At 72.8% G+C, this 16,059-nt stretch carries 12 protein-coding genes; 7 read left to right on the top strand and 5 right to left on the bottom strand.

What is annotated here, in order from left to right:
• Positions 1 to 27: 27 nt before the first annotated feature.
• Positions 28 to 618 (bottom strand): MSMEG_1061 family FMN-dependent PPOX-type flavoprotein, encoded by a 591-nt coding sequence (locus ACWCQM_RS01130; RefSeq protein WP_450913629.1) that lies wholly within the window; start codon positions 616 to 618, stop codon positions 28 to 30.
• A gap of 196 nt (positions 619 to 814) precedes the next feature.
• Here ACWCQM_RS01130 and ppk2 point away from each other — a divergent pair, with 196 nt between their 5' ends.
• On the top strand, positions 815 to 1,765 hold the full coding sequence (gene ppk2, locus ACWCQM_RS01125) for a polyphosphate kinase 2 (protein ID WP_450913291.1): 951 nt from the start codon (positions 815 to 817) through the stop codon (positions 1,763 to 1,765).
• 6 nt (positions 1,766 to 1,771) lie between these two features.
• On the opposite strand, the gene ACWCQM_RS01120 is transcribed toward ppk2, so the two are convergent.
• Positions 1,772 to 2,530 (bottom strand): DUF4097 family beta strand repeat-containing protein, encoded by a 759-nt coding sequence (locus ACWCQM_RS01120; protein ID WP_450913290.1) that lies wholly within the window; start codon positions 2,528 to 2,530, stop codon positions 1,772 to 1,774.
• 133 nt (positions 2,531 to 2,663) lie between these two features.
• On the opposite strand from ACWCQM_RS01120, the gene ACWCQM_RS01115 reads away from it, so the two are divergent.
• Genes ACWCQM_RS01115 through ACWCQM_RS01105 form a run of 3 tightly spaced genes read left to right on the top strand, consistent with a single transcriptional unit; the run spans position 2,664 to position 4,983 of the window.
• The gene (locus ACWCQM_RS01115; protein WP_450913289.1) at positions 2,664 to 3,053 is read left to right on the top strand and encodes a GntR family transcriptional regulator; all 390 of its coding nucleotides are present in this window, start codon (positions 2,664 to 2,666) and stop codon (positions 3,051 to 3,053) included.
• Positions 3,050 to 3,943, top strand: coding sequence for an ABC transporter ATP-binding protein (locus ACWCQM_RS01110; RefSeq protein ID WP_450913288.1), 894 nt, complete (start codon positions 3,050 to 3,052; stop codon positions 3,941 to 3,943). Before ACWCQM_RS01115 ends, ACWCQM_RS01110 begins: the two co-directional genes overlap by 4 nt.
• On the top strand, positions 3,940 to 4,983 hold the full coding sequence (locus tag ACWCQM_RS01105; protein WP_450913287.1) for an ABC transporter permease: 1,044 nt from the start codon (positions 3,940 to 3,942) through the stop codon (positions 4,981 to 4,983). The genes ACWCQM_RS01110 and ACWCQM_RS01105 overlap by 4 nt, the downstream gene beginning before the upstream one ends.
• Positions 4,984 to 5,079: 96 nt before the next feature.
• Here the strand turns inward: ACWCQM_RS01105 and ACWCQM_RS01100 are convergent, their stop codons facing one another.
• Both ACWCQM_RS01100 and ACWCQM_RS01095 read right to left on the bottom strand, forming a co-directional pair.
• Positions 5,080 to 7,281: an eCIS core domain-containing protein gene (locus ACWCQM_RS01100; RefSeq protein ID WP_450913286.1), complete on the bottom strand. Its 2,202-nt coding sequence runs from the start codon at positions 7,279 to 7,281 to the stop codon at positions 5,080 to 5,082.
• Between the two features lie 247 nt (positions 7,282 to 7,528).
• Entirely contained in the window at positions 7,529 to 10,501 is a 2,973-nt protein-coding gene (locus tag ACWCQM_RS01095; protein WP_450913285.1) for a LuxR C-terminal-related transcriptional regulator, read from the bottom strand.
• Positions 10,502 to 10,630: 129 nt separating this feature from the next.
• Here ACWCQM_RS01095 and ACWCQM_RS01090 point away from each other — a divergent pair, with 129 nt between their 5' ends.
• The 3 genes from ACWCQM_RS01090 (at position 10,631) to ACWCQM_RS01080 (ending at position 14,436) form a co-directional block, all read left to right on the top strand.
• Complete coding sequence (locus ACWCQM_RS01090; RefSeq protein WP_073745583.1) at positions 10,631 to 11,269, top strand: helix-turn-helix transcriptional regulator; 639 nt, start codon at positions 10,631 to 10,633, stop codon at positions 11,267 to 11,269.
• Positions 11,270 to 11,635: 366 nt separating this feature from the next.
• Positions 11,636 to 12,325: a DUF4255 domain-containing protein gene (locus tag ACWCQM_RS01085; protein WP_450913284.1), complete on the top strand. Its 690-nt coding sequence runs from the start codon at positions 11,636 to 11,638 to the stop codon at positions 12,323 to 12,325.
• The gene (locus ACWCQM_RS01080) at positions 12,322 to 14,436 is read left to right on the top strand and encodes an ATP-binding protein (protein ID WP_450913283.1); all 2,115 of its coding nucleotides are present in this window, start codon (positions 12,322 to 12,324) and stop codon (positions 14,434 to 14,436) included. The genes ACWCQM_RS01085 and ACWCQM_RS01080 overlap by 4 nt, the downstream gene beginning before the upstream one ends.
• Before the next feature lie 63 nt (positions 14,437 to 14,499).
• Here ACWCQM_RS01080 and ACWCQM_RS01075 read toward each other — a convergent pair whose 3' ends face one another.
• Positions 14,500 to 16,032 (bottom strand): COG1470 family protein, encoded by a 1,533-nt coding sequence (locus ACWCQM_RS01075; protein WP_450913282.1) that lies wholly within the window; start codon positions 16,030 to 16,032, stop codon positions 14,500 to 14,502.
• Positions 16,033 to 16,059: the final 27 nt, after the last annotated feature.

The following is a 16,059-nucleotide window of genomic DNA, read 5'->3' as shown; positions in this document are numbered from 1 at the left end:
CCCATCGGCTCGCCCCGGCGGATCAGCTCACCGCGCGGACGCCGGCCGCGCCGCCTTCTTCGCCGGCTGCTCCTCCCAGGTGTCGGGGGCCCACACTCCGGAGCGCTTCAGCGAGGCCGGGCAGTGCAGGTATATCTCGTCGATGTCCACGACCAGCGCCAGGTCGGGGCGCCGGCCCTTGACGGCCATCTCGTCGAAGAACGGGGCGTCCGTGAGGATGCGCGCCCGCCCGTTGATCCGCAGGACCGTCATGACACCGGGTATCAGGTAGAGCAGACCCACGTGCGGGTTGGACAGGATGTTGTGGAAGCTGTCCCCGCGCCGGTTGCCCGGCAGGTCGGGCAGCACGAGGGTGCGTGGGTCCAGGACCCGGGTGAAGCCCGGCTCGCCCCCGCGCGGGGAGGTGTCGCAGTTGCCCTCGGCGTCTGAGGTCGACACGGCGCAGAACGGTGCCCGGGCCAGGAGGTCCAGGTCCGCCTCGGTGAGCTCGTCGTGGACCTTCTCGATGACGATCGGCCACGGTTCGCCCAGGATCTCGCGCAGCTGCTCGGCCGACTCCAGGGGCACGGCTCCGGCCAGAGGGTCGCCGACGGGGGAGGGGGCGGTGCCGGGGGCCATGGACGGGGCATTCGACAAGGGGTTCTCCGACCTCAAGGGGGCACACCAGAGGAGCGCTGACCTGGCACTGTTAGGTGCACCTTACTTAAACGCGCGGGTGTTCCCCGTGCCGGGGCAGGGAGCAGGGCCGGAAACTGTGCGTCGGTGCCGCGCCACCTGGTGGCGCGGAACCCGAACGGGTGCCACGCTGGGCCTGATGAAGCGCGACGAGCTGGAGAAGCAGCTGCTGGACGGCCTGACCGTCGACACCAGCAGGCCGGAGCAGCCGATCCTGCTCGACGAGGCGGGCAGGCCGATCAAGACCTGGCGGGAGAACTACCCGTACGACCGCAAGATCCGCCGCAAGGAGTATGAGCGGATCAAGCGCATCCTGCAGATCGAGATGCTCAAACTGCAGCGGTGGACCAAGGACACCGGGGCGCGGGTCGTCGTGGTGTGCGAGGGGCGTGACGCCGCGGGCAAGGGCGGCACCATCCAGCGCTTCACCGAGCGGCTCAACCCCCGTGGCGCGCGGATCGTGGCGCTCGACAAGCCCACGGACCGCGAGCGGGGCCAGTGGTACTTCCAGCGTTACGTGGCCCACCTCCCCGCGCCGGGCGAGCTCGTCTTCTTCGACCGCTCCTGGTACAACCGGGCCGGCGTCGAACGGGTCATGGGCTTCTGCACCCAGCCCGAGTACGAGCTCTTCCTCCAGCAGTGCCCCGCCTTCGAGCGGATGCTCGTCGACGACGGCATCGTCGTCGTGAAGTTCTGGTTCTCCGTCTCCCGGGCCGAGCAGCGCACACGTTTCGCCATCCGCCAGGTCGACCCCGTACGCCAGTGGAAGCTCTCGCCGACCGACATCGACTCCCTCGACCGGTGGGACGACTACACGACGGCGAAGATCGACATGTTCCGCGCCACCGACACCGAGCACGCGCCGTGGACCGTCGTGAAGAGCAACGACAAACGCCGGGCCCGTCTGGAAGCCATGCGCAGCCTGCTCGCCCGGGTCGACTACACGGCCAAGAGCGCCGAGGCGGTCGGCAAGCCTGACCCGCTCATCGTGGGCGCTGCCGCCACCCTGCTGGAGCCGGGCGAGGAGGACACCGCCCTTTCGCCCACCCGCCTCGCCCCGTACGCCGACGGGCCGGGGGAGCACCCCTGAGGGGTCTCAGTCACGCACGGCGGTGACGTCGCCATTGACGGTGGACAGGCGCATCTCGTGGCCGTTCTCCCGCGTGGCGGCGGGGACGGCGACCGACGTCCGGCCGTTCCGCGTGGTGGCGGCGACGTCGTAGGCGGGCGCGGCGTGGGGCAGCGACACCCGCACCGAGCCGTTGACCGTGGCCGCGGTGACCCGGGCCGGCGAGGAGGCGTTGCCGAGCGCCACGTCCCCGTTCTCGGTCTCCGCGTGCACGCCCGCCGCACGCAGGGTGCCGGTGCGCACCGAGCCGTTGCGGGTCACCAGGCGGACGGTGGCGTCGTCCTTGCCGGACCGGGTGACCGTCACGTCCCCGTTGACCGTGGTCAGGTCCAGCCCCGCCGCGATACCCGTCGCGTCGATGCCCGCGTTCCTGGCGGTGACCGTGACGGAGACTCCGGCCGGAACGCCGACCGCGGGCATGCGGGGGCACCGGCCGTCCTCGTGACCCTCGTGGCGCGGGCAGGACAGGTCGAGGGCCCAGAAGCCGTCGCGGTGGGACCAGCCGCTGCCCATCCGGGCCTCCGTGACCGCCCGGTCGCCGTCGGCCGGCCGCAGCCGCACGCCGTTGCCGGTCGTGATCACCAGGTGCGCACCCGGACGCAGTACCGGCGGGGACCCGTCCGCCGGTGCGCCGGGAGCGGCGTGCCCGCCGCACGCCGCGACGAGGGGCCCGGCCGCCAGCAGTGCGGCCCATCGCCGTCCGCGCGTGAAAACCGTGATGTTCATGCCTGCCCGCCTTCCCTGACCGGGGCCCTCCCATGGCACCCCGCGATGAACTGCCTCTTCGACGAGGTGTGTTGACAGCCCGGGCATCACTAGAGTCCTATAGTGCTAGGAACCTAGATGAATAGAGGAGACGGTGATCGAGTTTCACCTCGATGCCCGGTCCGGTGTCGCGCCGTACCTGCAACTGGTCCACCAAGTGCGTCAGGCCATGCGCCTGGGGCTGCTCTTCGAGGGGGACCGCCTGCCCACGGTCAAGGACGTCGCCGCCAAGGTCGCGATCAATCCCAACACCGTGCTCAAGGCCTACCGGGAGCTGGAGTACGAGGGCCTGGTCGCCAAGAAGCCCGGCGTCGGCACCTTCGTCTCCAGCACCCTCAGCGACGCCTCGCTGTCCGAACACGAGCCGTTGCGACGCGAGTTGCAGGGCTGGCTGGAGCGGGCGCGGGGAGCGGGACTGGACGAGGAGAGCATCGAGGCCCTGTTCCTGAGCACCTTCCGCACACCCACCGAAGAGGAGCGATGACAGCCATTCTGGAAGCGAAGGGCCTGAGCAAGCGGTACGGCCGCCGCCAGGCCCTCTCGGACTGCACCATCAGCGTGCCGTCCGGCCGCGTCGTGGGCCTCGTGGGGCCCAACGGGGCCGGAAAATCCACCCTGTTACAGCTGGCCTGCGGACTGATCGCCCCCACCTCGGGCACCGTCGAGGTCCTCGGCGGACGCCCCGCCTCCGGCCCCGCGCAGCTCGCCAAGGTCGGGTTCGTCGCCCAGGACACCCCGACGTACGCCGGGCTGTCCGTCGCCGACCACCTGAGGCTGGGGCGGCGGCTGAACCCCGGCTGGGACGCGTCGCTGGCGGACGAGCGCGTCAGGAGCCTCGGCCTGGACCCCGCGCAGCGCGTCGGCAAGCTCTCCGGCGGCCAGCGCGCCCAGGTCGCGCTCACCCTCGCCGTCGCCAAGCGACCCGAACTGCTCATCCTCGACGAGCCGGTCGCGGCCCTCGATCCCCTGGCCCGGCGCGAGTTCCTCCAGGGACTCATGGAGTACGTCGCCGAGCACGGCACCACCGTCATCCTCTCCTCGCACCTCGTCTCCGACCTGGAGCGGGTCTGCGACCACCTGATCTCGCTGGTCGCCTCCCGGGTCCAGATAGCCGGGGACGTGGACGAGCTCCTCTCCACCCATTTCCGGCTCACCACCGCACGGCGCGAGGCCGGCAGCCTGCCGGACGGGATGACCGTCCTCCAGGCCACGCACACCGAGCGGCAGAGCACCTTCGTCGTCAGGGCAGCCGCCCCGGTCCCCGACCCGGCCTGGGTCCTGGAGCCCCTCGGCCTGGAGGACCTCGTCCTCACCTACATGGCGGGGGGCACGTCCGGCCCCGCCGGCCGCACCGTCCTGGAGGCACAGCGATGATCTGGCTCACCTGGCGCCAGTACCGTGTCCAGACCCTGGTGGCCCTGGCCGCACTCGTCGCCGTGACCGCCACCCTGGTGATCACCGGCTTGCAGCTCCGGGACACCTACGACAGCACGGTCGCCGTGTGCGGCAGCGACTGCGGGGCGGCGCGGAACGCGTTCGTCACCCGCTACGCCACCCTGTCCTCGTTCGTCACCGGCCTCCTGATCGCCGTACCGGGTCTCATGGGCGTCTTCTGGGGCGCGCCCCTGATCGCCCGCGAACTGGAGACCGGCACCCACCGGCTGATCTGGAACCAGAGCATCACCCGCACCCACTGGCTCGGCGTCAAGCTCACCGCCGTCGGCCTGGCGGCCGTCGCCGTCACGGCCTTGCTCAGCCTCATGGTGACCTGGTGGGCGTCCCCGCTCGACGAGATCAACAGCGACCGGTTCACCCCGGTGATCTTCGACGGCAGGGGCATCGTCCCGCTCGCGTACGCGGCCTTCGCCTTCACCGTCGGGGTCTGTGCCGGACTCCTGATCCGCAGGACCGTGCCCGCCATGGCGGCCACCCTCGCGGTCTTCGCCGCCGTCCAGGTCCTCATGCCCTTCGCCGTACGCCCCCACTTCATGGAGCCGGTACGCACCGAGATCGCCCTCAGCGCGCTCACCCTGCGCGGCGGAGGTCCGGACGAGGCCGGGGACGGCACCGCCGCGTCCGGGGCCGGCTGGGAGGCGACGAACATCTCCCTGACCGGCGAGGGCGACGCCGCGCAGGTGGAGGTCGGCGTGGCCAGGCCGGGCGCCTGGGTGGTGTCCGGCAGCGGCCCGGTGCTCGATCACTCCGGCCGGGAGGTCAGGGGGGCCGAGGGCTGCGCACAACGTGACATCGACCCGGCGGAATGCTTCGCGAAGGCCGACCTCCATGTGGAGGTCGTCCACCACCCGGCCGGCCGCTACTGGACCTTCCAGTGGATCGAGACGGGCGTCTTCCTGGCCCTGGCCGGGCTGCTCACCGGCTTCTGCACCTGGTGGCTGCGCCGGCGCCTGAACTGACGCGGCCACGAGAGGCGGCCATCGCACACGCGAGGCGGCCGAAGCCGACGCAACCGGCTTCGGCCGCCCACGCGGGCCCGGGGAGCGGGCCGCACGTCACCGACGACGGCCACGTTCCCTGGGCAGGAAGGGGTTGGCGTCGCCGTGGACGTCCTCGTCCCACTCCGGCTCGGCGTAGCTGCTGGGGACGAAGGTGTTGCGCCCGCTGTCCGTGATGAACGGCGTCCGCGAGGACGAGGGCCGGCTGCTGCGTCCGCGATCACGCCGCGGCTCGGCGTCGATGGGCCCGGCCCCGTACGAGAAGTCGTCGCCGATCTCGATGGGACGGCTGCTGGACATGCCCGCGGGGGGCCGGGTCGACCTGCGGCGGCTGCGGCTGCGGCTGCGGCTGCGTTCCGGCTCGGGTTCGGGCTCGAACCTCGGTTCGGGGCGGCGGCTCCGGCTCCTGTGCCGGCGCTCCCGCTCGGGCTCGGGTGCGAAGCTCGGTTCGGGGCGGCGGCTGCGGCTCCTGTGCCGGCGCTCCCGCTCGGGTTCGGGCGCGGGCTCCATGACGTAGCTGGGGGCGCGCCTGCTCCGGCGGTGCCGGTGACCGATGCTCTCCTCGGGCTGCTGGCTGCCGAAGATCTCCTCCTCGTCGTCCACCGCCGCGTAGTTGACGGGGGCGGCGACCTGGGGGCGGCCGATCGTGCTCACCGGCGGCCGGCTCGGCCTGCGCCGGCGGCTGGGGGCCTGGGGAGCCTGGCTCGCGCGGCTCCTGCTCTTGCTCCGGCTGCGGTACGAACGGTCCTCGTCCTCGTCCGGGCTGTTGCTGCGCCGGTCCGGCTCCATCCGATAGGTCTTCCGGCGATCGGCCACGGCGGCGCCCACGTCCCTGGTGGACTGGCGGTGACCGTAGCCGTAGTCCTCGAGATCGGCGTCGTCGTCCGAGTGCTCCCCGGTGATCCTCATGCCCTCCGGCACGCCCTTCCTGTTCTCCATGCCGTAGAAGCCGTTGTGCGTCCCCGGCCTCGGGTACTGGGATGGATGAGGCGTGGTGACGCTCACCGTCACGTCGTCACGGCCGGCGCGACCGGGCAGCCGTCCGGTGTCCCTGACGAGCTCCCGGGTGGAATAGCCGGGAGTTCCCCGCGGCACGCGCGGCATCTGGAAGTGCAGGTTGGCGTTCGGGCCGACGCCGCTGAGGCGGTCGGCGGCCTCGGGGCGGCTGAGGTCGACGTTGTTGAGGACGGGAACACCCAAGCGCCGCAGATCCTCGCGGTTGTCCTCGTACCCCTCGTAGTCGGGCCGTTCCTCGAACGTGGTGGCGGCCATCCTGCTCGCCGCCCCCGGGTCCCGTCGCACCTGCGCGCGTACCCTGGACAGGTCGGCCTCGGACAGGGAGATCTGGTTCCGGTCCCGCAGATTCTCCTCGGGTGGGCGGGTCCGGCCCGGCGGGTGGATGCCGCCCACCGTGGCCCGGGGACCGAGAATCTGGTCGGAGGACACCTCGATGCGCTCCTGGGTGGTGTCGAAGATCTCCCTCCCCTCCGACGACGACCCGACGTACCTGCCGACGACCGGACCGTGGGAAACGGCGATCTCGAACAGCTGGCCGCGGTCCTTCCTGTGCATCCTCCGGCCCCGGCCGGACACCATGCGGGCCACCGTGATCCCGCCGCCCTCGTGCACCTCGGCGGGCGTGCCGGTGGAGGCGCCGGATCCGGGTCCCGTCAGGTCCGGCATGGACCCCTGGGCCATCCTCCGGCCGTTCGCGGAGGCATGGCGCTCGAAGGGATCGTCCTGGTGGGAGACCGCCACGCCCGACCCGTTGTCCGTCCCCGCGACGGGGCCCAGGGACTGCTGGCGGACGTGGTCGAGCTCGTGGAACATCGTCTCGTCGTCCGCACCCTGGGGGCCGATGACGATGTCGTGGCCCGTGGTGTAGGCGCGGGCGCCGAGTGCCGCGGCCGAGCGCTGCGCGACCGGGTCGCTGTGGACCCGCACATGGCGGAAGGACATCCCGTAGCCCTGCTCCGCCTTCTCCATGACACGGGAGTCCAGCGGACGGCCCGGGGAGCGGACGGCGTCGACCACGGACGACTGCTGTACGGAGGCGTCGGCGGCCGGCGGCTCGGCGGTCTCGTGACCGCACCCGGCGCCGTGCTCGTGCCGTTCCTCCTCGACGGCGCGGGCCACGACCGCGTTTCCCGCCGAACGCTGGAGAGCCAGGACGCGTTGGGCGAACGTGGCAGGCGCCTTCGCGCGGTGGCCGCTCTCGGGGCCACGGGCCTGCTCGGCCGGTGCTCTGTACGCGCGCACGGTACTCCTCGCCACTCAAAGCCTGATCAGGAATCGTCACCCGTCCCGCGCGGGCGGCGGGAGGGCCGCGGGGGCAGGATGCCGGGCCGGGCGGGTGAGCGGGAGGACCGCGAGGGCAACGGCCCTTGCGGGGAACGCCCTTGGCGGTCCGCCCGCCACCCGGGCCCGCCGCCCTGGCCCGCCGTCCGGGCCCGCCCTGCGGGCCCGCCCTGCGGGCACGTCCGGGCATGCCCGCCCGCACCGCCGGTCATGTGCTCTCCTCCGCGCCGCTGTTCAGCGCGGCCGGGAGGTCCCCCCGCCGTCGTATGCCGAGTTTGCGGTAGGTGCTGGTCAGATGGGTCTCCACGGTTCGCCGCGCCAGATGCAGCAGTTCGGAGATCTCGGCGTTCGTCCGTCCGTCGGCGGCCAGCGCGGCGATGCGGCGCTCACTGGCGGTCAGTGAGCCGCTGCCCGTGAAGGGGGCGTTCCTCCGGCGGGCGCCGCTGGCACGCAGTGCCTGCTCCGCGCGGTCCGACAGCAGGACGGCGCCCATCCGTTCGGCTGCCGTCGCGGCCTCCCTGAGCAGCGGGCGGGCCCTGCGGGACTGTCCGGCGGCCGTGAGCTGGAGCCCGTGGGTGATGAGCGCGGGGATCAGCTCGACGTCGAGCGACGCGCCACGCAGCAACCCGACGGCCTCGGCGGTGAGTTCGAGACCGCGGCGGCCGCCGGTGGCCGAACCGAGGACGCGCAGGGCGCGGCCCCGGACCCGGGGCGTGCCCCACACATCGGCGTACCGGCTCTCCTCCTCGGCGAGCGCCAGGGCCTCCGGTGTCTCCCCCAGGATGAGAAGGCACTCGGCGGCGGCCGAACGCCACGGTGTGACGACGGGACTCTCCACGTCGCGGACGGCCTGACGCCTGCCGCACTCCCGGAAGTCGGCCAGGGCGCCCGCCGGATCGCCGGCGGACGCGCGCAGCACACCGCGTGCGTAGAGGAAGCGATTCTGCTCCCAGCCGTCCTGCGTCCGGCCGACGTCGACACCGGCGACGAGCCGTTCGGCCTCGGCGGAGCGGCCGCACTCGACCAGTGCGAGGACTCGGTGGGCCAGGAAGTTGCTGGCACCGGTGGGGGACGGGTCACCCGGAGTCCGTGACCGCTGGGCGGTCTCCTCCAGTACCCACCGGTGACGGCCGCCCGCGGCGGCGGTGTCCAGCCGGGTGTTGAGCAGCGACCCGTGGATGGGGTGCAGCGGCGACACCCAGTGCTCGGCGAGTCCGGTCCTGATGATGCGTTCGGCGTCCTCCGGCGCATCGGCCCACTGCGCCACGGCGGCGGCCGTACCCAGCAGATAGGGCACCAGCAAGGGGTCCTCGGGAGCGGTCAGCAGCCAGCGGATCTGCCGCATCGCCGTCTCGGCGGACAGCAGCCCGGCCGTCGACTCGTAGCGGATCAGCAGGGCGCGCAGGGCCGGGCTGATCCACTCGGGGGATCGCTCGGCGCGCTCCCGCAGCCGGGTGTAGACGGTCCGCCGGATCTCCGGGTCGTGGTCCGAGAAGAAGGCCGACGCCGTCTGGATGGTGCGGGCGAGGACGGGCTCCCCGTCCAGCGGGCCCAGTTCGCGCATGACGTCCAGGGCGGCGTGCGGCTTGCCCCGGTTGGCCAGGGCGTTGCCCAGGTGGACCGCGGCCAGCACCCGGTCCCGGGGCTCCTGCTGGAGGCGCAGCGCCTCGGCCAGGCGGGGTATCCCTCCGGTCCGCAGGGTGGCGAACTCCAGTTGGCCCAGCTCCGTGAGGACGGCCGCCCGGCGCCCGGGTGGCATCGGTTCGTCCAGCGCGCGGCGCAGATAGCGCGCGGCGGCGCTCGCCCTGCCCGCCCGGGTCGCGTCGGCCGCCGCGTCCAGGAGGGCCTGGGCGACACGCTCCGTGCCCCCGGGGGCGGTACGCAGCAGATGCCCGGCCACCGCCTCGACCCCGTGGCCCCGGCGCTGGCGCAGCTCTGCCGCGCGGAGGTGCAGGGCCTGCCGGTGCGAACGGGGCCGGCCGTCCAGGACCGCTCCGCGCAGCAGCGGGTGCGCGAAGCGCGGGACGCCGGTGCCGGGGGAGCGGCGCAGCAGCCCGAGCCGGACCATCGCGGTGATCCAGCCGCCGACGCGGTCGGGGTCGGTGTGGGTGAGCTCGGAGAGGAAGTCGGTGAAGTCGTCGCCGGGTTCATGGCCCGGGGCGTGAACACCGGGCCCGACGGGTCCCGGGCGGGTGCCCGGCGTCCCCGGACCGCCGTGGGACCCGTACTCCCTCTCGTCGCGTGCCGAGACCTCCAGTTCGGCGAGGGCGCGGGCCACCGTGGTGCTGCCGGGGCCCGCGCTCCGCAGCCACCACGAGACCGCCGCCACGAAGGCGCCCGGATACAGCTCGGCGACGTTCTCGGGAAGTCCCGGCTCCGGGCCGCCGCCGTCCGCCACCCCGGCCCGGCCGCCGTGCGGGAAGACCGCCCGCAGGTCGTCGAGCAGGGCGCGCAGCAGCAGCGGGTTGCCCGCGCCGGCCCGCACACAGCCGTCCACCCAGCTGCGGCAGATGTCCTGGCCGAGCGCCCCGCGCACCATGTCCTCGGCGGCGGGACGGCTCAGCGGTGCCACCGCGTGCATCCGGACCACACCGGGTGGCAGGGAGTACGCGAGGCCCGGTGCCGCCGGGGCGATGTCGTACTGCCCGCGCTCGGTCACCACCATCAGGACCGGCATCCCGGCGAGCCGCCTGGCGCCCTCCGCGAGCCAGCGCAGGGAGGCCTGGTCGGCGAGGTGCGCGTCGTCCACGGTCACCAACAGGGGGGACTCGGCGGCGCGTTCGCACAGGGACTGCCACAGACGGGACGAGAGGGCCAGGTGGTCCGAACCCTCCGGGGCGTCGTCGTGGAGAGCGCCGAGCCCGTGCGCCGGGCCGAGAAGCTGGCGTACGAGGGCGAGAGGCACGCCGGAACTCTCGGCGGAGGCGTGGGCCCGCAGGACCCGCATGCCCAGCCCGGCGCCCAGTCCGGCCGCGGCCTCCAGCAGTGCGCTGCGGCCCGTGCCGGTCGGCGCGCGGAACAGCACGAGCCGTCCCGACCCGTCCACGGCCCGTGCGGCCTCGGCCGCCAGCAGGGCCAGCGCCGGCCCGCGTTCGAGCAGTCCGGCGGAGGCGGGGTCCAGGTCCGGCGCCGGGGCGGGGAAGGGGAGGCAAGGAAAGGGCTGATTCGATAACGCGGTCATCGTGACGTGCCGCCGATCTCGTGGTCGGTCTCGTGGTCGGCCACGTTGGTGGGGGCCTGTCGGCACAGGAAGGATGGGAGGAGCACGAACGGGTGGTTCCGTTGAGGCAAGACACGAGGACGTACAGGCATGGTTGTTCGAGCCCCGGTCAGAATCCCCGTGGAGGTCCACGCGTCGGACCCGCTGTCCATGGACGGAGCGGTCAGCCAGCTGCGCAGGCACTCCGAGGTGGAGCTGATCGAGGAGGGCGCGGGCCGGCCGGGCACGGTCGCGGTCCTGCTGGCCGAGGCCCTCGACGAGCCCACGCTGTCGAGGCTGAGGCGGCTGACCCGCGCGGACGGCACCAAGGCCGTCCTCGTCACGAGCCTGATCCGCGAGGCGGAGCTGCTCCAGGTGATCGAGTACGGCGTCGGAGCGATCGTCTGGCGGCGCGAGGCCACCGGCCACCGTCTTCTCCGAGCGGTGCTCGCGGCCTCCCGGGGTGACGGGGATCTGCCGTCGGACCTGCTGGGGCGGCTGATCGCCCAGGTCGGGACGTTGCAGCGCGGCACGACCAGCGTGTCGGGCGCCACGGTGTCCGGCTTGGCGCCACGCGAGGTCGACGTGCTCCGGCTGGTGGCCGAGGGAATGGATACCGGGGAGATTGCCAGCAAGCTCTCGTACTCCGAACGCACGGTCAAGAACGTGATGCACGGTCTGACGACCCGGCTGCAGCTCCGCAACCGTGCCCATGCCGTGGCCTATGCCTTACGCGAAGGCTACATCTGACGGTTCGTACGGTGTTTCAAGGGCCCTGCGGACAGGAGATCGGCGACGCGAGGGCAGCGAGGATGCCCTGTGCTCGTCCCCCGGGTGCCTCGCGGGGCCGGTGCCCGCACGGCGACGATGGGCTGGGGGCACTCCGTGCCGAGGGGCCGTGTCCGGCTGGTCCACGCGCGGTTGGGCCACGAACGGCCAGCCCGGTGACAGGCCGGCGCCCCCCGACGGGCCCCTGTCCACGACGGGCGGGCCCGGCAGGCCGGTCCACCGCGGGCCGGCCCACGAAAGACCGATACGGAACAGGTCGTCCCGGCACGGTGCGTTCGGCGACGAGCGCCCCGTGCCGGGCAGCGACGGTGAAGGGCAGGCGCGACCGTGATCCACGAGGTGGATGACATCCTGAGAGGGCTGCTCGTCCGCGGCGCCTTCGCCGGGTCCGACGTCGAGGTCACCTTCGACGCCCCGACACGCGACTGGGCGGCCCGGCGCAACGCCCCGACCATCGACGCGTATCTCTACGACATCCGCGAGGACACCAAGCGGCGGCAGCGCGGCAAGATGTCGGTCCGCGACGAGCAGGGGATCGTCCTCAGACAGCACCAGCCGCCACGCTGGTTCCGGCTCTCCTATCTCGTGACGGCCTGGACCAAGCGCGCACAGGACGAACACCGCATGCTCTCCGCCGTGTTGCACACGCTCCTGCCCAAGGAGATCCTCCCGCCGGAGGACCTGACCGGCACACTCGCCGGGCTCGGCCTCTCCGTCCCGCTGACCGTGGCGGGGCTGCACACCGAGGCCCGCTCGCTCGCCGACATCTGGTCCGCGCTCGGCGGTGAACTCAAGCCCTCGCTCGACGTGGTGATCACCGCGCCCTTCCTGGCGTCCCCCGACTACCAGGTCGGCCCGCCCGTCACCGAAGGACTCGGCGTCCAGGTCAGCCGGACGGACGGCCCGCGCGACGACAGCCCCGAGCGCTACCACAGCGAGGACAGCGTCCAGGCCGCCAAGGAGGACTTCGCGAAGCGGCACGGCGCGACGGGCACGCTCCAGGAGCGGCGGGCATGAGCGACTCCGCCTCGCCCCTGCTCGAACGGCTCGCGGGGCTGCGCGAGCGGGTCGCGTTCCTCGTCGAGGAACGCAGCGCCACCGACCCGACGGCGGCCGATCCGATGCGCGGGATGTATCTGACGGACGACGCGGTCCGTCATCTGCTGTTCCGGAGCACGGAGAGCGCGGCGTATCCGCCCGGCGCGGACGAGCCGGACGGGTCCGCGACGCCCGAGCCGCCCGGCGCTGACGAGCCGGACGGGTCCGCCGCACCCGAGCCGCCCGACGACGACCGCCTCCATTGGCTCGCCCACTGGCTGCGCCTCGGCCCGCTCGACACCCAGATCCTGCTGATCGCGCTGGCCCCCGACCTCGACCGTACGTTCGAGTCGCTGTACGGCTACCTCAACGACGACGTCACGCGCCGCAGGGCGACCGTCGCCCTCGCGCTCGACCTGTGCGGGGTGCCCGCGCACTCCGCCGCGGGACGGTCCCGCTTCCATCCGGCCGCGCGGCTGCTCGCACGCGGGCTGATCGAGGTGGAGGACCCCGAACGCCCCTTCCTCAGCCGCTCCTTGCGTGTCCCCGACCGGGTCGTCGCCCATCTGCTCGGCGACGACACCCCGGACCCCGCGCTCGACGGGACCGTACGCCCGCTGCCGTACCGGCCCGTGGCGGCGGACGGGGAGACGGAGGGCACCGGGGCCGGGCCGCTCGCGGGGAGGCTGGCCGAGCAGCTCTCGGAGAGCCCCCTCACGGTCTACCTGCGGGAGCACAGGGAGGGCGACGGCCTCGCCCTCGCCACCGTCGCCCTGGGAGCGGCCGGCATCCCGGCCCTCCACCTCGTCCCCGGGGAACGGCCGGGGCCTCACCGCCCCGAGGACCGGACGCCGGACGACCGCACGACGGGGCCGCGCCTCCCGTACCGGGAGCTGCTCCGCGAGGCGCGGCTGACGGGCCGCGCGATCGTCGTGAGCCCGCTGCCCGAGAGGCCCGAGGAACTGATCAGGGCGCTCGCGGTGAACGACGTCCCGGTGCTGTTCACGGACCCGCGCCCCTACGACCCGCAGTGGTGCGACCGGGGGCGTGACCCGGTCGTCCTGGACGCGCCCCGGCAGCGGGCCGGCGATCTGGACGCCTGGCGGGCCGCGCTCGGCCCCGGGGAGCCGGACTTCGATCTGGCTCCGGTCGTCGCCGCCTACCGGCTCGGACCCGGCGGGATCGACCGCGCGTCCCGTGCGGCGCTGGACCTCGCCGCGTTCGAGGGTACGGAACTGTCGGCCGCGCACCTGCGCCTCGCCGCCCGGCAGCAGTCCGCGTCGGGCCTCGAACGGCACGCCCGCCGCATCCGGCCCGACGTCGGCTGGAGCGATCTCGTCCTGCCCGAGAGGCCGCTGGGGCAGCTGCGGGAGCTGGTCCTCCGCGCCCAGCACCGCGACCGGGTGCTCGGCGACTGGCGGTTGAGCGCGGGCGGCGGACGGGGCCGGGGCGTGGTGGCGCTGTTCGCGGGCGACTCCGGCACCGGCAAGACGCTCTCCGCCGAGGTGGTGGCGGGTGAACTCGGCCTGGATCTCTACGTCGTACAGCTGCCGTCGATCGTGGACAAGTACGTCGGCGAGACGGAGAAGAACCTGGAGCGCATCTTCACCGAGGCCGACCGCACGGACGCGGTGCTGCTCTTCGACGAGGCGGACGCCGTCTTCGGCAAGCGTTCCGAGGTCAGCAGCTCCAACGACCGGCACGCGAACATGGAGAGCGCCTACCTCCTCCAGCGTCTGGAGTCGTTCGACGGCATCGCGCTGCTGACCACCAATCTGCGCGCCAACATCGACGAGGCCTTCACGCGCCGGCTGGACCTGGTGGTCGACTTCCCGTTCCCCGACGAGCAACAGCGCCTGGCGCTCTGGCGGCACAGCCTCGCCCACGTCCCGTGCGCCGACGGCATCGACCCGGTCTCCTGCGCGGCGGACTTCGAGCTGGCGGGCGGGTCGATCCGCAGCGCGGTCGTCACGGCCGCGTACGCGGCGGCCGGCCGGGGCGACGGCGTGTCGACGGCGGACCTGCTGGCGGGCGCCAGGCGCGAGTACCGCAAGGCGGGCCGGCTGGTCCTGGACGACGCGTCCTGGTAGCCGGACGCACCGCGGGCCCGTGGTCCACCAGGACGGTGGACCACGGGCCCGCGGCGCGGCTGCCTAATCGATCGGTGCCGGGAGCCAGCCCTTCGCGATCACCGTGCCCGGCTGGTCCTGCCCGTTGATCCAGCCCAGCTTCAGCTTGTTGAGCGTCAGCTCGTCCAGGACGCCGGTCTGCTCGGCCTGGAACTGGCGCTGATACTCCTTGATCCTGTCGAAGAGGCCCTGGGAGGGCTTCTCCTTGGGCTGTATGCCCTTGCGCAGATAGTCGATGTTGGCCTTCGTGGCGTAGACCGCCAGGTCCATGTCCCCGTCGTCGATCTCGGCCTGCGTGCCCCAGAGCAGCGCGTTGCGCGCCCACAGCACCTCCGGGCTGAGCTCGCCCGGCTTCAGCTCCACCGTCTTCACGGCGGCGAAGTGCGACGCGAGGAGCGCCGTCATCGTGGAACGGCCGATGTTTCCGGCCCCGTCGTTCTTCACCAGCTGGCTGAAGGCGCCGTACTTCGAGTCCTGGGACTCCTGGAAGCACTTCACGGCCTTCTGGGTCGCGTCGTCCAGCTTGCCGACCGTGTGCGTGGCGGTCAGCTTGCAGCCGTTCGCCCCCGCCACCAGCCGTACCTGTGCGAACTGCACGAAGAGGTTCGGCTTGTCCTCCGAGGTGATGGGAAGCGGGCCCTTCTCGACCTTCTTCTCCTCCTCCTCGGGCTCCTTCTCCTGACCTCCGCCGCCCGACGCCTCGGGCTGTTCGGACGGCGCGGCCTCCTGCGTGGGCTTCTCGGTCGGCTGCTCCGGCGGCTCCTGGGGCAGCTCGGCTGCCGCCGCCTGCTCCATCTTCGGCTGCGCGAGGGTGCGGACCGGTGCCTTGTAGGTGAACCAGAGCACGAGACCGGTGATGGTGAGAGCGAGCAGCAGACTCAGCGTGGTCATCATCCAGAACGGCAGCACACTGCGCTGGACGTACGTCCCGTTCACCGCCAAGGGTTCGAACCCCGAGCGCCGCACCGACAGTTCGTAGGGCCGCTCCTGCTTGCTGCCGGCCCAGGTGATCTGCCGGGGCTTGAGCGTCGCGTCGACGAACGCGGCGCGGCCGGGCTGGATCTGGACGTTGGACGGGACGATCTCGTACGAGAGGTCGTCGCTGGCCTTGTCGCCCCCGCCGATCGACGCCGTGAGCACGGTGTTGCCGAGGTTGTCGACGGCCAGCTTGGGCCGGCCCCTGAAGCGGCCCTTGACGGTCTGCGGGACCAGCTCGGCCCGCACCTCCATGAAGGTGGTGAAGGTGACGTTCCCCTCGGCGACCGTGGTGGCCTCGGGGTGCTCGGTGGGCAGGACGCGCACACCGTACGGATGCGGCCCCGCGGTCGCGTCCGGGGTTCTGGGCGGAGCGAACGTCAGCTCCACGACCCCGGTGGTACCCGGGAAGAGCCTGATGGACGGAGGTTCCACCGAGACGTACGGTGCGACGTCGCCGACCGCCTCGAAGCGGTACTCGTCGACGACATCGCCGGTGTTGTGCAGGCGCAGTCGAACGGTGGTGCTGCTGCCCGGGTCGACCGTGGTCGAGGCGGGTTCCAGGGATGTCCAGGTCGTCACCCGACGACGCTACTGCTCACGGGAGAG

Source organism: Streptomyces sp. NPDC002125, assembly GCF_053593715.1.
Note: the sequence above shows the minus strand (reverse complement) of the source record. Positions and strands in the feature narration are given on the sequence as shown.